Source organism: Flocculibacter collagenilyticus (genome assembly GCF_016469335.1).
GTDB classification, from domain to species: Bacteria; Pseudomonadota; Gammaproteobacteria; order Enterobacterales; family Alteromonadaceae; genus Flocculibacter; species Flocculibacter collagenilyticus.
Map to the genome: position 1 here is coordinate 771,498 of NZ_CP059888.1, position 17,942 is coordinate 789,439.

The following is a 17,942-nucleotide window of genomic DNA, read 5'->3' on the forward strand; positions in this document are numbered from 1 at the left end:
ATAATGGTATCTGTTCGTCAGTCACATGTAATGGAAAATGCATATTGCAATGCGGAGCAATGGCTTGAGCAATTAGCGGTAGATGGTGACAAACGACAACGATTAACACGCGTTAATACCCTTGTAGAAAAATGGGCGGATAGTGAGACTCAGCTACTAAATAAAGGCCGAGAAATGGTCGATATTTTACATAGTTTGAATATGGATGCTGACTCACTGTGTGCAGCCTTAGTATTTCCGCTATTACAAAATGAGCGGGTAACTAAAGAAACTATTAGCGAGCAACTGGGTAATGAATTAGTCAACTTACTCACTGGTGTTGAGCAAATGGATGCGATTAAATCGCTTCAAAGCCATAAAGGTACTCAGCAAACCACTACGCAAGTTGATAACCTACGTAAAATGTTAATGGCGATGGTTGAAGATGTGCGCGCGGTGGTGATTAAGCTGGCCGAACGGGTTTGCTACCTGATTGAAGTAAAAAATGCGGATGAAGAAACCCGCGTACTAGCGGCAAAAGAGACCACCAATGTATTCGCTCCGCTTGCTAACCGTTTAGGTATTGGGCAGCTAAAGTGGGAATTGGAAGATTTATCTTTTCGATATTTGCATCCTAAAACATACAAAGAAATTGCGGGTTTATTAGAAGAAAAGCGACTTGACCGTGAACAATATGTGGTTGACTTTGTAAGCGCAGTGGATGAAAAGCTGAAACAGCTCGGCGTTAAAGCTGAGGTCTATGGCCGACCTAAACATATTTATAGCATTTTCAAAAAGATGCGTAATAAACATTATAACTTTGAGCAGCTATATGATATTCGCGCTATACGTATAATCGCGGATTCAGTGCAAGACTGTTATGGTGCACTTGGCGTTATTCATACCGCTTACAAACATATCCCAAGTGAATTTGATGATTATATAGCTACGCCAAAAGCAAATGGCTATCAGTCAATACATACCGTTGTTTTTGGGCCTAATGGCAAGTCTGTAGAAGTTCAAATTCGTACCCAGCAAATGCATGAAGATGCAGAATTAGGGGTAGCGGCACATTGGAAGTACAAAGAAGGTTCGTTTACCAGCAAAACAAGTGGTTACGACGATAAAATTAATTGGCTAAGACAGCTTCTGCAATGGCAAGAAGATGTTGCTGATAGTAGTGACTTTGCTGATGAAGTGCGCAATCAAGTAATTGAAGATCGTGTCTATGTTTTTACCCCAAAAGGCGATATTTTCGATTTGCCGATTGGTTCCACACCGTTAGATTTTGCCTATTATATTCATAGCAATGTAGGGCACCGTTGCATTGGTGCCAAAGTATTTGGTCGAATTGTTCCCTTTACTTATAAGCTAAATACAGGCGACCAAGTTGAAATTCTAACCTCTAAGCAGCCAAATCCGAGTCGAGACTGGTTGAATCCTAATTCGGGCTTTATCAATTCATCTCGTGCGCGGGCAAAAGTTCATACGTGGTTTAAGTCTCAAGACAAAGATAAAAATTTAGCGGCTGGTCGTGAAATGCTGGAAGCTGAATTAACGCGTTTAGAGTTAAAGCTAAAAGACGCTTCGCAAGCGGTGAAACGTTTCAATATGAAGTCGCTAGATGATCTCATGGCGGCTATCGGGGCTGGCGATGTGCGCCTAAATCAAGTAACGAACTACCTGCACAGTCAGTTTAAAAAGCAGCAAGATGAAGAAAGTGAAATAGATCCACGGCTTAAACACAGTCAAAAAACGAAAAAAACCGTTAAAAGCAGTGTGGTAATAGAAGGCGTTGGTAATTTACTAAGCCACATGGCGAAATGCTGCCAACCTGTAACAGGTGATACCATTTATGGCTATATTACATTAGGGCGTGGCATTGCGATTCACCGAGATAGTTGCGAGCAATTTAAACAGTCTCAAGCTCAGCATCCTGAACGAGTTGTGGAAGCCCAATGGGGAGACGGTTACACAGGTGGTTATGAGGTTACCATTAAAGTTGTTGCGCAAGAACGTAATGGCCTGTTACGTGATGTAACCGCTATTCTTGCCAATGAAAAAATCAGTGTCAGCAGCATGAACATGCGTATTGATGATAAAAAGCAGCTCACCACTGTTGAAATGGAACTTGAAGTACATAACACCGATGCATTTAAACGCGTTATGTCGAAACTTAAGCATGTTGAGGACGTTATAGAAGTTAAGCGCGGGCAGTAAAGTGCTGTGAGGTGTCAGAATAATACCTTCAATAATATTGGCGACTTTATCAATACAGACTAGCTTTAAATAATATTGATTGGTAAAGCAATACTTCCCAATGTTGAAGGAATAAGCATGCCTGAGCCGTCTCATCAAACTGAATTACACTGTAGTCAATGTAGAAAGTCTATGGCCTTAAATTTCGACTTTACGATGGCATTTCAACCTTTGGTTGACTTAGCCCGTCAGCGTATTTGGGGTTATGAGGCTTTGGTTAGAGGCGTCAATAATGAGTCCGCCTATAGCGTTATACAACAAGTTAATGATGAAAATCGCTATTACTTTGATCAACAATGTCGAGTAAAGGCCATTGAATTGGCGTCCAAGTTACAAATACCTTCTTTTGTGAGTATAAATTTTTTACCGAATGCTGTTTATCGGCCAGAGCTTTGCATCCGAACCACCTTAGCCGCAGCCAAAGAGCATAACTTTCCTACGGAACGTATTATGTTTGAGTTTACCGAAGTTGAGCAAATTTTGGACGCTGAACACTTGAAAAATATTATTAGTTACTACAAGGAAATGGGATTTTGCACTGCGACAGATGATTTTGGTGCAGGCTACTCAGGATTGAATTTATTAGCTGAATTTCAAACCGACGTTATTAAATTAGATATGCATTTAATACGCAACATTGATAAATGTTCAACGCGACAAAAAATCATTAAAAATATGATGCTATTAAGCAAAGACTTAAATATCACAATACTTGCAGAAGGCGTTGAAACTGCGCCAGAGGTGGATACCCTGCGCGAATTAGGCATTGAACTAATGCAGGGATATTATTTTGCGAAACCCATTTTTGAACAACTACCAGAAGTTGACTTTTCTCGCTTTTAACGGTTATTACCGAGCTAAAATATAATCTACTACACTTAGCCTATGCACCCTAACTGTGAAAGGCAGTCAATATGGATATTGCTGTAGATGATCGCCGTGATGGCTATGACGAGTACTTTTTAAGTAACAATACCCCAATAACCTTCCCACGTATTAGCCTTGCGCTGGCGGGAGACGTACTGCATCCACCAGAGCTACCCGATGATGAAACGGTTATTCCCTATATTCACTACTCAATTGTTATGAGCAAAAGCACCAAGCAGGCGTTATATTCTGCGGCAAATGTTGATAATAACGCGCAAGTAACGATTTCGGGGAGTGCGGGCCGAAGGTGGTTTGTTGACAGCCGAATAGGTAAACAAAATCAAATTGTTAATGATGCGTACGTAGGCACGCCTTGGGATAGGGGGCATTTAACACGGCGTACAGCTGTAACATGGGGAGACTACGATACAGCATTAGCGGCAAGTAACGATAGCTGCTCGTATGCCAATGCAAGTATGCAGCATAAACGCTTTAATGAGGATGAGTGGCGTTTGCCGGAAAAAGCCATTGCAGACTTTCAATTAGCAAAACATGGCAAATTGATAGTGATGACAGGGCCCATTTTTACAACCTGTGATCGTTATTATGCAAAGCGTATTGATTGGGAGCCTGTGCGTATACCATCTGGGTTTTGGAAAACCGTAAGTTATCTTGATAATCAAACCGAACAGTTAGTAACGGCTGCGTATATTCTCTTTCAAGACATTGACACACTTAAAACTAAAAAAGGAAAGCAGCGTATTCAGTTACGTTTTTTCCGTGTGACCACAACCGAGCTGCAACTTTGGACAGGCTTAGAATTTGATCACAAAATGTTTGATAGCAACCCGCTAAAATTTTACTCAGGGCCTGAAGCCGTAAGAATAACCTCGTTAAAAGAAATGTCTGATGAAAGTGAAGCGATTCTTGCGGCAGGTATCGTTGATCAGCGCGCCATTCACGAAGCGCGTAAGAAAATGGCGCTTTCTTCGCTCTACGACTTAATTGATGAACTAAGCTGGTTTTAAATTTATAAAAAACTTATAAAAATAAGTCGATTGCAGGAAATATTTAATTTTTATACTACAGTTAATATCAGTTCGGAATTTATCGGTAAACGTGTGGTTTATTATATAAGTCAGCGCTTTATTCCGAATAAAGTCCTCAATAGGCACGTTTAAAGCACAATGCAATATTCATATGGCTGGGTTATTTAACTTAGTTGTGTGATTTAGTTTCGGGTTGTATTTGGGGCAATCCATTTGTGGCTTGGACTGGTGTTTTAACACAGAGTAAGTCTTTGAAATACATTAAAGATTTTTCGTCTTAGGCCGATAATGCACTAAGTGTATGAATTATTAGGAAGGTAGCTTAATGAAACTACTGCGTGAAATTAGCATTCAAAACCGCCTCAGGTTGAATGGCATATTGATAATAGCAGGTATGATCGCCTTACTTGGTTTGATGTTTTATAACTTAAAGCATGAAATAAACTTAGGGCAAGCGGCTAAACATATAGAACAGTTTAACAGTGAAATGTTAACGCTTAGGCGCAATGAAAAAGACTTTCTTGCACGTAAAGACTTAAAGTATCACGATTCATTTAATAAGAACTTTAAGACGCTACAAGCTGATATCGCTAAAGTTACGAAGGAACTAGATAACGTTGGGCTTGATGCTTCCGAGCTAGAAAAATTCGGAAAAGTGGTGCAAAACTATGCTAATAAATTTAACCAGCTAGTAGAAATGCAAAAAACAATCGGCCTGCACTCTAAAGATGGCTTGTATGGTGACCTACGTGGCGCTGTTCACAACGTAGAAGATTTATTAAAGCAACGAGAAAGCTATAAATTACTGGCCAACATGTTGCAGTTACGTCGTAATGAAAAAGACTTTATGCTACGTAATGACACTAAGTACTTAGATAAATTTGATTCTAACCTTGCCAAGTTTGACCAAAGCATTAAAGAAGAAGGTTTCGACAGTGCGTTTGCCACTCAGCTTACCAACAACCTTAGTGAATACCGCACTAAGTTTAATGCATTAGTGCAAGCGCAAATAGCCATCGGGCTAGATCATAAAAGTGGTTTACTGGGTGAAATGCGACAAACTATTCATCAGTCTGAAAAAGCACTTGATGCATTAGTTACCGATGCTGACGAAAGCATCACAGCAGCCGAAGAACGAGCCATGTTTATTGCAACGGTTCTGTTTTTAATTATTGTGATTATTCTGGTAGCAATGATTATTTTAACGAGCCAAAGCATTGTAGGGCCAACGACAAAAGTACAAGAAACGATTGAAGAAGTACGTAAAAATAACGACTTAACCTTAAGAATTAAGAAAGAAGGTAGTGACGAGCTGACCGCAATGAGTGACGACTTCAATTCATTGATGAACGATTTCCAAGACTTAATTCACAATGTGATTGGTGCACTTTATACATTAGATAGTGCAACAACCTCGTTGTCACAAAATGTAACGTCTACCAGCGATGGTATGATACAACAGCAAATGGAAAGTGACCTAGTAGCGACGGCTGCCACCGAAATGCAAGCAAGCATTGAAGAAGTAGCAGCCAATACGACTTTAGCTGCGCAGAAGGCGGAATCTACGGCTGAAAATGCCGAAAAAGGGAAAGTTGTTGTAAATAGTACGGTAGCTCATATTAACCGCTTATCTGAACGCTTAAGTGCAGCTTCTGAAGTGGTAGCGCAATTAGAATCAGACAGTCAAACGATAGGTTCGGTGCTTGATGTAATACGCGGTATTGCAGAACAAACTAACTTATTAGCATTGAATGCAGCCATTGAGGCAGCGCGAGCGGGCGAGCAAGGTAGAGGCTTCGCAGTTGTTGCAGACGAAGTAAGAAACTTAGCAATGCGCACGCAACAGTCGACTCAAGAAATAGAAAGTATTATTGCTAACTTGCAGTCACGCACCACAGAAATTGTTGGCGTAATGACAACGTGCCGTGATGAAGGGCTAGAAAGTGCTGAGCAAGCGAAGAGCGCGGGTGATGTATTGAATCATATCACTGAAGATGTGAATAACATTATGGATATGAACACCCAAATTGCGACAGCCATTGACGAGCAAAGCTCGGTAGCCGCAGAAGTGAATCAAAACGTGGTTAAAATTCGTGACATTGCGGAAATGGTTAACGAAACGACTAAGCAAAATGCACAAACCAGTGAAGAAGTATCAGAACAAGCCACAGTACTGCATAAGTTAGTGGAACAGTTTAAAGTAAATAGTTAATACGGCTACAAGTCGAATATCACACTATAGTCAAAAGCCAGCTTTTTATAGCTGGCTTTTGTTTTTGTGTTTAGTGCTAATGTGAAGGTGGCTTTGTTGAAATAACCTGCTCGTGACTTACTTTTACCTGCTTCAGTTTTTCAGCGACTTTGTGTTTGTATTCAGACCAAAGCGTTTCATGATTTTCAGCGAGTTCTGCTAAATAGCGCCAGCTGTAAATACCAGAGTCATGGCCGTCATCAAACATTAATTTAACCGCGTAATTACCAACATATACAAGTGCATCAATAGCAACATGCTGTTTATTCATCACTAGCTTGTGCTCGGTAGCACCATGCCCACGCACCTCAGCCGAAGGAGAGTGCACCCGTAAAAACTCTGCCGTTAAGTTTACAACCTCATGATTAATATAAATATCAAGGGTTTTGCTAACTTGGTGGTAATGTAACTTAGTAATGGGGGGAAGTTGCGTTGATGTGGGCGTAGATGAAGACGTCATTATTGGCCGCCAAAATGATTACTAGTAGGTGATAAAAGGCGGTCAACTGTATAAGTAAACCGCCTGGTGAATGAGTTATAAAATGAAGCGACTTAAATCTTCATCTTCTATTAGCTCGCCTAGGTATTTTTCAACATAAGCTTCGTCAATAGTGATAGATTCGCCTGACTTGTCAGACGCGTCGAATGATAGCTCTTCCATCAATTTTTCAAGCACAGTGTGTAAACGACGTGCACCAATGTTTTCGGTTTTCTCGTTTACGTGCCAAGCTGAACTCGCAATACGCTCAATACCAGACTGATCAAAATTAATGTCTAATCCTTCTGTTGCCATTAGTGCTTTGTACTGTTCAGTTAGCGAGGCATTTGGCTCGGTTAAAATACGCTCAAAGTCATTTGTGCTTAGCGCTTGTAACTCTACACGAATTGGTAAACGGCCTTGAAGTTCAGGTATTAAGTCAGATGGCTTTGACATTTGAAATGCACCAGATGCGATAAACAAGATGTGATCCGTTTTCACCATGCCGTGCTTAGTGGTAACAGTAGAGCCTTCTACTAGTGGTAGTAGGTCGCGCTGTACGCCTTCGCGAGAAACGTCTGGACCTGAGCTTTCACCGCGCTTACAAATTTTATCGATTTCATCAATAAACACGATGCCGTTTTGCTCAACCATGTCGATTGCTTTTTCTTTAAGATCTTCTTGGTTAACCATTTTTGCCGCTTCTTCTTCAGTGGCGAGTTTAATCGCTTCACTAATTTTCATTTTACGGCTTTTGGTTTTTTCTGTGCCCAAGTTTTGGAACATGCTTTGTAATTGATTCGTCATGTCTTCCATGCCTGGAGGTGCCATAAACTCCACACTCATTTGTGGTGCAGCTAAATCAATTTCAATTTCTTTGTCATCAAGCTTGCCTTCGCGTAGCTTCTTACGAAAAGCTTGACGCGTGCTGGTGTTTTCAGGCTCTTGCTCTTCACCCCAATTGCTTTTTGCTGGTGGTAATAACACGTCTAAAATACGTTCTTCAGCAGCTTCTTCTGCACGAAAACGTACTTTTTCCACTTCTTGTTCACGTGTCATTTTAATCGAGATGTCGGCCAAGTCGCGGATAATAGTCTCAACTTCTTTACCTACATAACCAACTTCAGTGAACTTGGTGGCTTCAACTTTGATAAACGGTGCGTTAGCCAGTTTTGCTAAACGGCGCGCAATTTCTGTTTTACCTACACCTGTAGGGCCAATCATAAGAATATTTTTGGGTGTAACTTCTACACGCAAGTTTTCTTCTAACTGCATTCTGCGCCAGCGATTACGTAATGCAATGGCAACTGCGCGCTTTGCTGAGTCTTGTCCGATAATATGGCTATCTAATTCATGAACAATTTCACGAGGGGTCATTGCTGACATAATGATATCCTGTGTTATAAAACTTCGAGAGTTTGGAAATTATTAGTATATACGCAGATGTCACCAGCAATTTTTAAGCTTTTTTCTACGATTTCACTTGCAGGTAACTCTGTGTTTTCAAGAAGGGCAGTTGCTGCGGCTTGTGCGAAAGAGCCGCCACTACCTATGGCAATAAGGTCATTTTCTGGTTGGATAACGTCGCCGTTGCCAGAAATAACAAACGATGCGGTGTGGTCGGCCACGGCGAGCAATGCTTCTAATTTGCGTAATGCTCGGTCTGAGCGCCATTCTTTTGCTAATTCTACTGCTGCTTTGGTCAAGTGACCTTGATGCATTTCAAGCTTGCTTTCAAACTTTTCAAACAAGGTAAATGCGTCGGCAGTACCGCCAGCAAAACCAGCTAGTACTTTACCGTTATATAATCGACGTACTTTTTTGGCATTACCTTTCATTATGGTATTACCTAAAGAAACTTGGCCATCACCGCCTATCGCGACTTGGTCATCACGTCTTACTGAAACAATTGTGGTCACTGCTTATCTCCGCGACTTATCTTAAACGAATAAGCAACTATGTGGGTTCAGTTAGCCGATTTTCAAGTCCAGAGCCATATTTCGCAGTTGTTTATGTTTTGTTTTCGTAAACGGTTGCGATCGCGCTCTGCTGTTCGTTTAGACTCGTATGGGCCTAGAATGACGCGATAATAACTACCTGTTTTTCTAATTTGAGATTCTAAGCCGGTAAAAGCAATACGGGCTTTTAATGTTTCCGCTTTTTGTTCGGTTTTAAATGATGCGCATTGCATGAGGTAAGGGCCGCGCTTTTTCAGTTTTTGAATTTCTACCGGTACTTCTTTCTTTTCAAGTTCGCGATAAAATGTATTTTCATCTTCTTGTAAAACGGGTAACGCATCCTTATCTGTATGAGCAACTGGGGCCGCTGGTTTAGGTTTAACCACAGTTGTGGGGGCATTGTTATTAGGTTGCTTTTCAGCTGCGCCATTTATTGACCATAAAAAATAACCAAAACCGCCAGCAATAACACTAACAATGATGATGGCCGCAATGGGAAGAGGTGCTTTTTGTGGTGCTTGTGCCTTCTTTTTACGAGGTTTAGCTTTGTTTACGTAATCTGGGTGAGCCATTCTACAATTACACTCTATATGCTTGGAGATTTAAATTTACTGTGAGTAGCGCTTAAGGCGCTGAGCTTGTAATCCATAACAGCTTTTTCTTATTCACTTTCTTCTTATTAATTAACTTTATTTTTAATGGATAAGTAGACCAATTTCGGCGCTAATGTCAATAATACTAAACGCGAAACGGACCGGCGATTTTACCTGACTTGAACACAGAATGCATGCGTAAAGTATGACATTGCGCTGGAGGCGTGTTACATCAAATCAATTGGGTCGATGTCTAAATGCCAACGTACTTTTCTGGCACTAGGTAAACTTTCAATAACTGGCAATAAAACAGCAAGTTGCATGGCAAGTGTACGGCGTTCGTTGGCCTGTAATAGGATTTGATAACGAAACTTGCCAGCTCGTTTTTCTACAGGTGAAGGGATAGGGCCGAGAATTAAAATATCTGTTAATTGCTGTAGATGCGGCATCACTTCTGCAAAAAAGTGATTAATAGCGGGTATTGCCATTGCGTTTACACGTATTAAAGCAAGGTGGCTGAATGGTGGTAGCTGAGTTTGCTGCCGTTCGTCTAACCCCAGTTTTGCAAAATGATGATAACCGTTGTTTATCAGATCTTGCAATAATGGGTGGCCCGGATAGTGGGTTTGCAATAACACTTTACCCGGATGTTCACCTCGACCAGCACGCCCCGCTACTTGTGTAATAAGTTGTGCCAGCTTTTCTGGTGCACGAAAGTCGGCACAATATAATGCACTATCAATATCTAATATGGCTACCAATGTAACATCGGGAAAGTGGTGGCCTTTTGCCAGCATTTGTGTGCCAACAATAATACGTTTACCTGCTTGGTGAATGTCGTTAAATGCAGCGTCTAGGCTACCTTTGTTACGGGTTGAGTCGCGGTCAATACGGGTTATTGGGGTGTCTGGAAATAATTCGGTGAGTACTTCTTCAATTTGTTCTGTGCCTTGTCCAACGGGGACTAGGTTTGAACTGCCGCAAGCTTCACACTGATGAGGAATAGGGCGCTGTGCGGTACAGTGATGGCAAATCATACGATTGCTTGCTTTATGAAAGGTATAAAATGCATTGCAACGATGACACTCGGTAAGCCAGCCGCATTCATGGCAGATTATTGCGGGCGCAAAACCTCGGCGATTTAAGAACAGTAGTACTTGCTGATGTTTTTTAAGCGAACTTTTTATCGCCGTAATCAGTGGCTCACTCAACCCTTGGCGAAGGTGTAGCCCTTTAAGATCTATTGTGTGATAGCTGGGAGGGACACTTTTACCCGCACGATTAGGCAGTTTAAAGTAATGATAGCGTTCGGCAAGGGCGTTATTGAGCGACTCGAATGACGGCGTTGCAGAGCCTAATAAGGTTGGTACATTACACATTTTTCCTAACATAACAGCCATGTCTCTACCATGATAGCGAAAGCCTTCTTGCTGTTTTAGTGAGGCGTCATGCTCTTCGTCCACGATAACCATACCAAGCTGCGAAAATGGTAAAAAAATAGCTGAACGCGTGCCAATAAAAATACTAGGGGTTGGTCGTTTTGCTTGTAGCCAAGTAGCCATTCGTTGTGTGTCATTTAAACCTGAATGCCACACGTTAACGTCAACCTCAAAGCGTTGTGCAAAGCGTGTAACGGTTTGCGGTGTTAAGCCTATTTCAGGTAATAGGATGAGTATTTGTTTTCCCTGCGCCAATATTGGCGTAATACTTTGCAAATACACTTCGGTTTTGCCGCTTCCGGTAATGCCATCAATTAATGCTGGGTAAAACTGGGTATGTTGACTAATAGCTGTTACAGCAATGGCTTGTTCGGTATTAAGGGTTAACTCGTTGCCTTTTAGTAGCTCATGTTTGGGCGTTACGCTGTTATTTGAATCGCTACTAGCGCATTCTGTATTGGAGTGGTTGTTTAGGCCGGATAAATCAATTTCTTCTTGAATAAAGCCTTTTTCTAGCAACGACTTAATTTGAGCAGTAGACAGCTCGTTATGGTTTTTAATCTGCGCTTTGGTGAAGGTGATATGTTGTTGAAAATGTTGAAGGGCTTGCCACTGCTTTTTGGCACGCTTTAACTCATCTTCGGTGGTATTGGCTCCCAGCGCAGTGATGCGGTACTGTGCAGAAATATACGCTTGTATTTGTTTATGCTTTTTTAATGCGTTAGGCAGTGCCGTAAACACAACTTCGCCAATCGGATGTTGAAAGTATTGCGCTGCCCAATTTAATAGTTGCATTTGTTGTGTGTTAAATGTGCTACAGTCTTCTACACACTCTGCTATATATTTTAGCTTAGCTGGTTCAAAACTCGATTCATTAGTTAATTGCCAAATAACACCAACGCGTTGCTGATTACCATAAGGCACTACAACGCGTTGACCAATTTTTGCATTGGTGATGTTGTCAGGAATTTGATAGTCAAATAGCCTGCGCAAGGGAAGTGGTAGTGCTACTTTTGCAATTTTCACAAATAATTAGGTCTGCAACTTGTAATGTGGCAACAAATTTACTAAAAAAAGCTTAGTTACTAAAGAGCTACAGAAAGGTAGGGCAGAAAATAGTGATGAAAACATCGACATATTTAGCAACTTTTATAGCTGTACTTATAGGTTACTTGTTATTGTATTCTGCATATTCATTAGCAAATGAATCCAGAGAAAGCTTTTCGACAGAAGGCTATTGTATATTAGAGAGCGAAAAAGTTGATCCTAATTACTTAGATAATTACGTAAAAAAATTAGGTTTTCGTCCTAAACGCTCTGTGTGTAAAAAAATTATGCGATTAATAGGCAGTTTTCAACCAGATAATTGGCATTATAAATTTAATCGTGCATTTCCAGGCAGCGCGATCAAGTTGTCTGATAATCAAATAGAAATGATCAAACGTGCGCAGCGTAAACATACTCCTGACGTGGTTAAGTGAGAGTCACTAAGTTTCAAATACCACGTAGATGAACATTTGTACAAAAAATCGATTGAATCACTTTTTGCTTTGCTTTAGAATACGCGGCCTTAAATTGTAGTAATTATTTATTTTAACAACGTATGGTGTTTGGTTTTGCTTTGGCAGCCTAGCTCGAATAGCTGAGTTACTTTCGCAAAGATCATTTAGCGATGCGGCCTAATTAGAGGTTTCCCAAAATGAAAAAAGATATCCATCCTAAGTACGAAGAAATTAACGCATCTTGTTCATGTGGTAACAAGTTCACAACGCGTTCTACGCTTTGTAAAGACATTCACTTAGACGTATGTTCTGCATGTCACCCGTTCTACACAGGTCAGCAAAAGATTGTTGATACTGGTGGTCGTGTCGATCGCTTCAACAAGCGTTTCAGCGTGTTGGGTAAAAAATAAGCATTACGTTTATTTGAAGAAAAAGCACCTTTATGGTGCTTTTTTTGTGCCTGAAATTTGAATGAGTCAATTATTAGGCTCTCTGTTCTTTATATGAATTACATATGCATTACTGCTTTTCTGCATCGGCAAGCTATTTGTTACGCTGAGCACTGTGCTGTTAGTAGGAGCTCGTCTCAACATCGCACCCTCCCTCATTCCAACATCCCAACATTTCACAACTCTTCCCATTACCATAAACTATATTGTTAATAAGGATTATGAATTGTTAATTTAGACTGCTATGCGGATAATGGTTTTACCGTTTTCATTATCAGCTTAGCTAATAAAAAGCTTAAGTTGCTGACTAAACTGGTATGAACAGTATTGATTTGTAGCCGATCTTCTTTTTTCTTGCAGCCGTTGCGCGTTACAATTCGTTTTGTTGCAGTTTATAACTCAAATCAGCTTAAAAGTCGGTGATTTTAATCAGTTTTGCGGCGTTTATTATTCTATAAAAGCCTTAATATTGTTATTAAAATCATTAATTTTGTAGCTAAATGTCATCAATGTTTAATTATCTTCCAATTGCGTTGATGTTTGAGTGTTAAGTTGTATGCAAATTTTTATCACATCAATGTTAGGACCTGAAAGCCAATGTCAGATTTCAAAGAACAAGCATTAAAATATCACGCAGAGCCTGTACCAGGAAAAATTAGTATTGAATTAACGAAGCCGGCTGAAACGGTAACAGATTTAGCGTTAGCGTATAGTCCTGGCGTTGCTGAACCTGTACGTGAAATTGCTGAAGATCCTGACAACGCCTATAAGTACACTGCCAAAGGTAACCTAGTGGCTGTGATTTCTAATGGTACGGCAATTTTAGGGTTAGGGAATTTGGGGCCGTTAGCTTCTAAACCTGTAATGGAAGGCAAGGCCTTGTTATTTAAACGGTTCGCAGGTTTAGACTCTATCGATATTGAAGTGCGACACCGCACAACAGAAGACTTTATCAACACAGTGGCAAATATTGCTGATACCTTCGGTGGAATTAACTTAGAAGATATTAGAGCGCCTGAATGCTTTGAAATAGAAAAAGAATTGATCAAACGTTGCCGCGTGCCGGTTTTCCATGATGATCAGCACGGTACAGCAATTGTTACTGCGGCTGGGTTACTTAATGCGTTAGAGATTAAGAACAAGAAATTACACGATGTGACGATTGTTTGTATGGGGGCTGGCGCAGCGGCGATTGCATGTATGGAACTACTTATTACTTGTGGTGCACAACGTGAGCGTATTTATATGCTAGATCGTAAGGGTGTGATCCATACTCGCAGAGATGATTTAAATGAATACAAAATGCTTTTTGCTAATAATACAGACAAGCGAACATTAGAAGATGTATTAGAAGGAGCAGATGTGTTTGTTGGTGTTTCAGGCCCTGACGTATTACCGCCAGAGTCGTTAGCGTTGATGGCGAAAGATCCGGTGGTGTTTGCTTGTTCGAATCCAGATCCTGAAATTAAGCCAGAATTAGCACACGAAGCACGTAATGACTTGATTATGGCCACAGGGCGCTCTGACTATCCTAACCAAGTGAATAACGTATTATGTTTCCCGTTCATTTTCCGCGGCGCACTTGATGTAAGAGCTACGAGCATTAATGACGAAATGAAGGTTGCTGCGGTGCATGCGATTCGTGAATTAGCAAAAGAGCCTGTACCTGAAGAGGTATTAAAAGCCAGCCAAACTGATAGTTTAGAATTTGGTACTGATTATATTATTCCAAAACCGATGGACCCGCGTTTATTAAAACGAGTGGCGAAAGCGGTTGCAGTGGCGGCGGTTGAGTCGGGAGTGGCAGGAATAGATCTACCGAACAATTATATGGAGCAATAGGGTAGATAAATTGTCATCATGGCAAAGCTTAACACATGAATAATGCGAAGCCATGATGACGATGCGGTAGTATAAAAATATAATTTAGGCTACATGAGTCTTACTCTAGTATAAGACTTATTCTAGTATAAGATTTAGTAGGATGTAGCCCCTACATCTTACAAAAAACAACGCATAGCAAGTGTTAGCCTTACATAACTTTGTTATTTCTTCGTCAGCGCAATACCGTAAAACTCAGACCGTAAATTTAAGCTACTTAACACACTAACAACCAAGCAAATTAACAACAAGCGCATACATCATCGTACAAATGAAAACTGATTAAACAAATAATACTTTTCATGCACTACAGGCTAACAGTGCCATACACTTATATATCTGCCGTGATTGAAAATTCTTTAGGGTGAATTACGGAAATATATTACGAGTTCACTAGCTTTAATTTACGGCAAATAACATCCACACACTTTTTTTCCATACTATTATTCGGCTTGCCATTTAATAGCCACATGCCCAGCAATACACTGATATACACTAAGCCGCCAATCGCAACTAAAATAGGCATCACAATTAATGGGTGATAATCAGAAAGTGGTAATTGTGCTTCAAGTGTAGCAAGTACAATAAACATTAAAAGCCCTGCTAGAAAAGGAGACAGTTTAACTTTCATAATTTGCCAAAATGGTAATTGTAATTGCTTTGACACTGCAGCAATACTACATGGATACATAAACAAACTAACCGCTAAAATGCTATAGGCAGCACCTTCAATACCATAATGTTCGACGGAATAAATTAATGCAGGCACTAAAATCGCTAATCTCACCATAAAGAGATAGGTAGTAATTTTGGGTTTGCCTAATGCGGTGTAAACATAGGCATTATTGGTTGTCAGTGAGTTAGGTAAACTGGCAAGTGCGATAATTTCAACGATGATAATGGCAGGCGTCCATTTGTCGCCTAGCAAAACAGGCACGGCAAAATTAGCTAAACAAAATAAGCCAATACTAATTGGGAATGCCAAAATTGAAATGCTGGAAAGTACATCTAAGTACAGCTGTTGAAGGGCATTAACATCACCACCTGTTTTAGCATACCCCGGGTAAGTGGCACGATTAACAGGCGCAATCAGTTCAGTCGTGGGTAAATTGGCTAGCTCGTTACCAATATTAAAATAGCCAAGTGCGGACGGCCCTTGCACTTTACCAATAAGAAAATCCTGAAATTTGTTATTTATAAATAACAACACATTACTTAATAGTAGCCACTTAGAAAAACCAACGGTTTGACGCCAAGAATGAAGTGAGAAGTGCGGCCTGAATTTACTCATATAATATGACAGCAATACACTAATAACCGTTTTGGCGAACATACCTATAATCAGTGCCCAGTAACTTTGTAGCCAAAATGCACATGCGATGGTGATGGCGGTGCTAAGTAACTTAGGCGCAATTGTAAAGTTAAACTCTTTTTTAAAATCTAGTTGCTTGCGAAAATCCACAACACCAATATTGCGAATATTGTTAATAAAAAACATAATTGCGAGCACCTGGAAGACGGCGGTTAAGCGTAGATCTTCAGCAAAGGTTGCAAGCTGTTCTGCGCCAAAAAATATACCTAACGCGCCTAAAAGTCCGAAGCAGGCTTGCATGGTCCATGCAGTGTCATAATCTTTTTTATCGGCATCTTGATTATGGATAAGCACCATATCAAAACCAAAAGAATTGATAAGATTAACGAGAGCGTAAAATGCCATCGCAATGGCAATTAATCCAAAATCAGCCGGTAATAAAATACGAGCAATGATCATGGTATTAATCAGGCCTAAGAACTTGATACTAAACCTTAAGCCAACCATCCATATTGAGCCTCTGGCGACTTGTGAGCCTACGTTTGGCATACTTTATCTTCTCTTAATTAAATGGGTAGTATCCAAGGTAGGCTTAGGCTCTTGAGCGTTTTCTACATCTTGACCGCTGGATGAAGGTGGTCCTTTTTCCAGCTCTTTATTTATATAATGATTGGTAAGAATTGCTAACGCCATAATATGGTATGGCCAATCCCAATAAGCTAGCCCTAAAAAGGCGCCGCCAGACATATAGGCGATCAAACTTACCTGAAGCATTTTGCATAAATTTCCGCACCATGCGTGCTCTTCATAAACTTGGGATAGTTTGATGGTTTTATTACAGAGCAACCATGTCATTAATAGGCATGTTAGGAAGAGAAACAGGCCTATAAACCCTTGTTCGCCGAGTACTTCAAAGTAAATACTGTGCGCATCATGTATTTTGTCAGGAACGGGTGCGTAAAGCGCAAAAGTAATTGGTCCCCAGTGGTTAAATCCGCCAGACGTAATATGTGCTTTTGAAATGTTAAATGCTAACGTCCAAGCATTAATTCGTCCCATTGCAGAAGCATCTTCTTCATACGTTTGAATCGTATTCATGCGGTTAAACCAATGTTCTGGAATGAACGGAACCGCTGCTAACACTAAAACAAAGCCAAGCATCGCAAGTGCCAGTTTATGTTTGCTTTTATACCAGAGGAATATTGATGTAACACCCATTGCCAAAAATGCACCGCGGGAATAACTACTAACCACCGAAATTAAGCAGAGTACCATTGCCAGTAAGAATGCTCGTTTTAACCATTTATTTTCCACTTGTCCGCGCAGGTAATATAACAAGGGGAATGCGGAAAGTAGCGCTAACGCTAACTCATTATTTCCCTCGATGAATGAGTCTGGTGGCCCCCACACACGAAATTGACCGCCAGTGGCTAATGCAAAAAGGCCACCTTTAATGCCGTAGAAGGCGATAGAAAGTGACATTACCCAAACAAGTAAATTAATGCGCTCTTTCTTTTGCAATAAAAGTAGCGCCATAAAGGTCGCCAGAAGGATTTTCGTAAAGCGAATGTACTCACGTTGAGCAGATTCAGGGTTGAATGCAAAAATGGTACAAATACCGCACCAGAGCCAAAAAACAAATAAGACAGGGATGATTTTTTGAGGGGGGAGTTTAAACTTTTCTTTGGAAATAGCATAACCAACAACGGTTACCAAGAATGCCCAAAATGCGACGGGCGCACTGTAAATAATCCCCCAAGGCACTAAACGATGAGGGTTCATGTAACCAACCCATACCATTAGCATTAAACCAATATGCGGGTGCTTAAATCCCTTTGCTGAGAAATAAGCAATAATCCCAAAGATAAATAAACTACGAAGATCCATAATCTCTTATTTACTACTATTTATTTTGCGAAAAGCAT

14 protein-coding genes are annotated in these 17,942 nt (G+C 40.5%); 7 read left to right on the forward strand and 7 right to left on the reverse strand.

All coding sequences use genetic code 11. The features are described 5' to 3' along the window. The first annotated feature begins 3 nt into the window (after positions 1-3). The 4 genes from relA (at position 4) to HUU81_RS03335 (ending at position 6,366) form a co-directional block, all read left to right on the forward strand. Entirely contained in the window at positions 4-2,199 is a 2,196-nt protein-coding gene (gene relA, locus HUU81_RS03320; protein WP_199610855.1) for a GTP diphosphokinase, read from the forward strand. A 117-nt stretch (positions 2,200-2,316) separates the two neighbouring features. Then, the gene (locus HUU81_RS03325) at positions 2,317-3,081 is read left to right on the forward strand and encodes an EAL domain-containing protein (protein WP_199610856.1); all 765 of its coding nucleotides are present in this window, start codon (positions 2,317-2,319) and stop codon (positions 3,079-3,081) included. Positions 3,082-3,152: 71 nt separating this feature from the next. Beyond that, positions 3,153-4,133 (forward strand): DNA/RNA non-specific endonuclease, encoded by a 981-nt coding sequence (locus HUU81_RS03330; RefSeq protein ID WP_199610857.1) that lies wholly within the window; start codon positions 3,153-3,155, stop codon positions 4,131-4,133. Between the two features lie 346 nt (positions 4,134-4,479). Then, positions 4,480-6,366 (forward strand): methyl-accepting chemotaxis protein, encoded by a 1,887-nt coding sequence (locus tag HUU81_RS03335; RefSeq protein WP_199610858.1) that lies wholly within the window; start codon positions 4,480-4,482, stop codon positions 6,364-6,366. 76 nt (positions 6,367-6,442) lie between these two features. On the opposite strand, the gene HUU81_RS03340 is transcribed toward HUU81_RS03335, so the two are convergent. The 5 genes from HUU81_RS03340 to priA all read right to left on the reverse strand — a co-directional run bounded on the left by HUU81_RS03340 (position 6,443) and on the right by priA (position 11,899). Next, on the reverse strand, positions 6,443-6,865 hold the full coding sequence (locus HUU81_RS03340) for a gamma-butyrobetaine hydroxylase-like domain-containing protein (protein WP_199610859.1): 423 nt from the start codon (positions 6,863-6,865) through the stop codon (positions 6,443-6,445). A gap of 75 nt (positions 6,866-6,940) precedes the next feature. Further along, a complete protein-coding gene (gene hslU, locus HUU81_RS03345; protein WP_199610860.1) occupies positions 6,941-8,269 on the reverse strand; it encodes an HslU--HslV peptidase ATPase subunit in 1,329 nt (442 codons plus the stop codon). Between the two features lie 14 nt (positions 8,270-8,283). Further along, positions 8,284-8,802: an ATP-dependent protease subunit HslV gene (gene hslV, locus HUU81_RS03350; protein WP_199610861.1), complete on the reverse strand. Its 519-nt coding sequence runs from the start codon at positions 8,800-8,802 to the stop codon at positions 8,284-8,286. A 62-nt stretch (positions 8,803-8,864) separates the two neighbouring features. Beyond that, positions 8,865-9,413, reverse strand: a complete 549-nt coding sequence (locus tag HUU81_RS03355) for an SPOR domain-containing protein (protein WP_199610862.1) — start codon at positions 9,411-9,413, stop codon at positions 8,865-8,867. Between the two features lie 248 nt (positions 9,414-9,661). Continuing rightward, positions 9,662-11,899, reverse strand: coding sequence for a primosomal protein N' (gene priA, locus HUU81_RS03360; protein ID WP_199610863.1), 2,238 nt, complete (start codon positions 11,897-11,899; stop codon positions 9,662-9,664). A gap of 95 nt (positions 11,900-11,994) precedes the next feature. Between priA and HUU81_RS03365 the strand changes: the two genes are divergently transcribed. From HUU81_RS03365 to HUU81_RS03375, 3 genes are all read left to right on the forward strand, one after another. After that, positions 11,995-12,354, forward strand: a complete 360-nt coding sequence (locus HUU81_RS03365) for a hypothetical protein (protein WP_199610864.1) — start codon at positions 11,995-11,997, stop codon at positions 12,352-12,354. A 218-nt stretch (positions 12,355-12,572) separates the two neighbouring features. Continuing rightward, positions 12,573-12,785, forward strand: a complete 213-nt coding sequence (rpmE, locus tag HUU81_RS03370; protein ID WP_199610865.1) for a 50S ribosomal protein L31 — start codon at positions 12,573-12,575, stop codon at positions 12,783-12,785. 636 nt (positions 12,786-13,421) lie between these two features. After that, a complete protein-coding gene (locus HUU81_RS03375) occupies positions 13,422-14,666 on the forward strand; it encodes a malic enzyme-like NAD(P)-binding protein (protein ID WP_199610866.1) in 1,245 nt (414 codons plus the stop codon). Between the two features lie 421 nt (positions 14,667-15,087). Here HUU81_RS03375 and HUU81_RS03380 read toward each other — a convergent pair whose 3' ends face one another. After that, a complete protein-coding gene (locus HUU81_RS03380; protein WP_199610867.1) occupies positions 15,088-16,566 on the reverse strand; it encodes a lipopolysaccharide biosynthesis protein in 1,479 nt (492 codons plus the stop codon). Between the two features lie 3 nt (positions 16,567-16,569). Then, positions 16,570-17,904 (reverse strand): putative O-glycosylation ligase, exosortase A system-associated, encoded by a 1,335-nt coding sequence (locus tag HUU81_RS03385; protein WP_199610868.1) that lies wholly within the window; start codon positions 17,902-17,904, stop codon positions 16,570-16,572. Positions 17,905-17,942 lie beyond the last annotated feature (38 nt).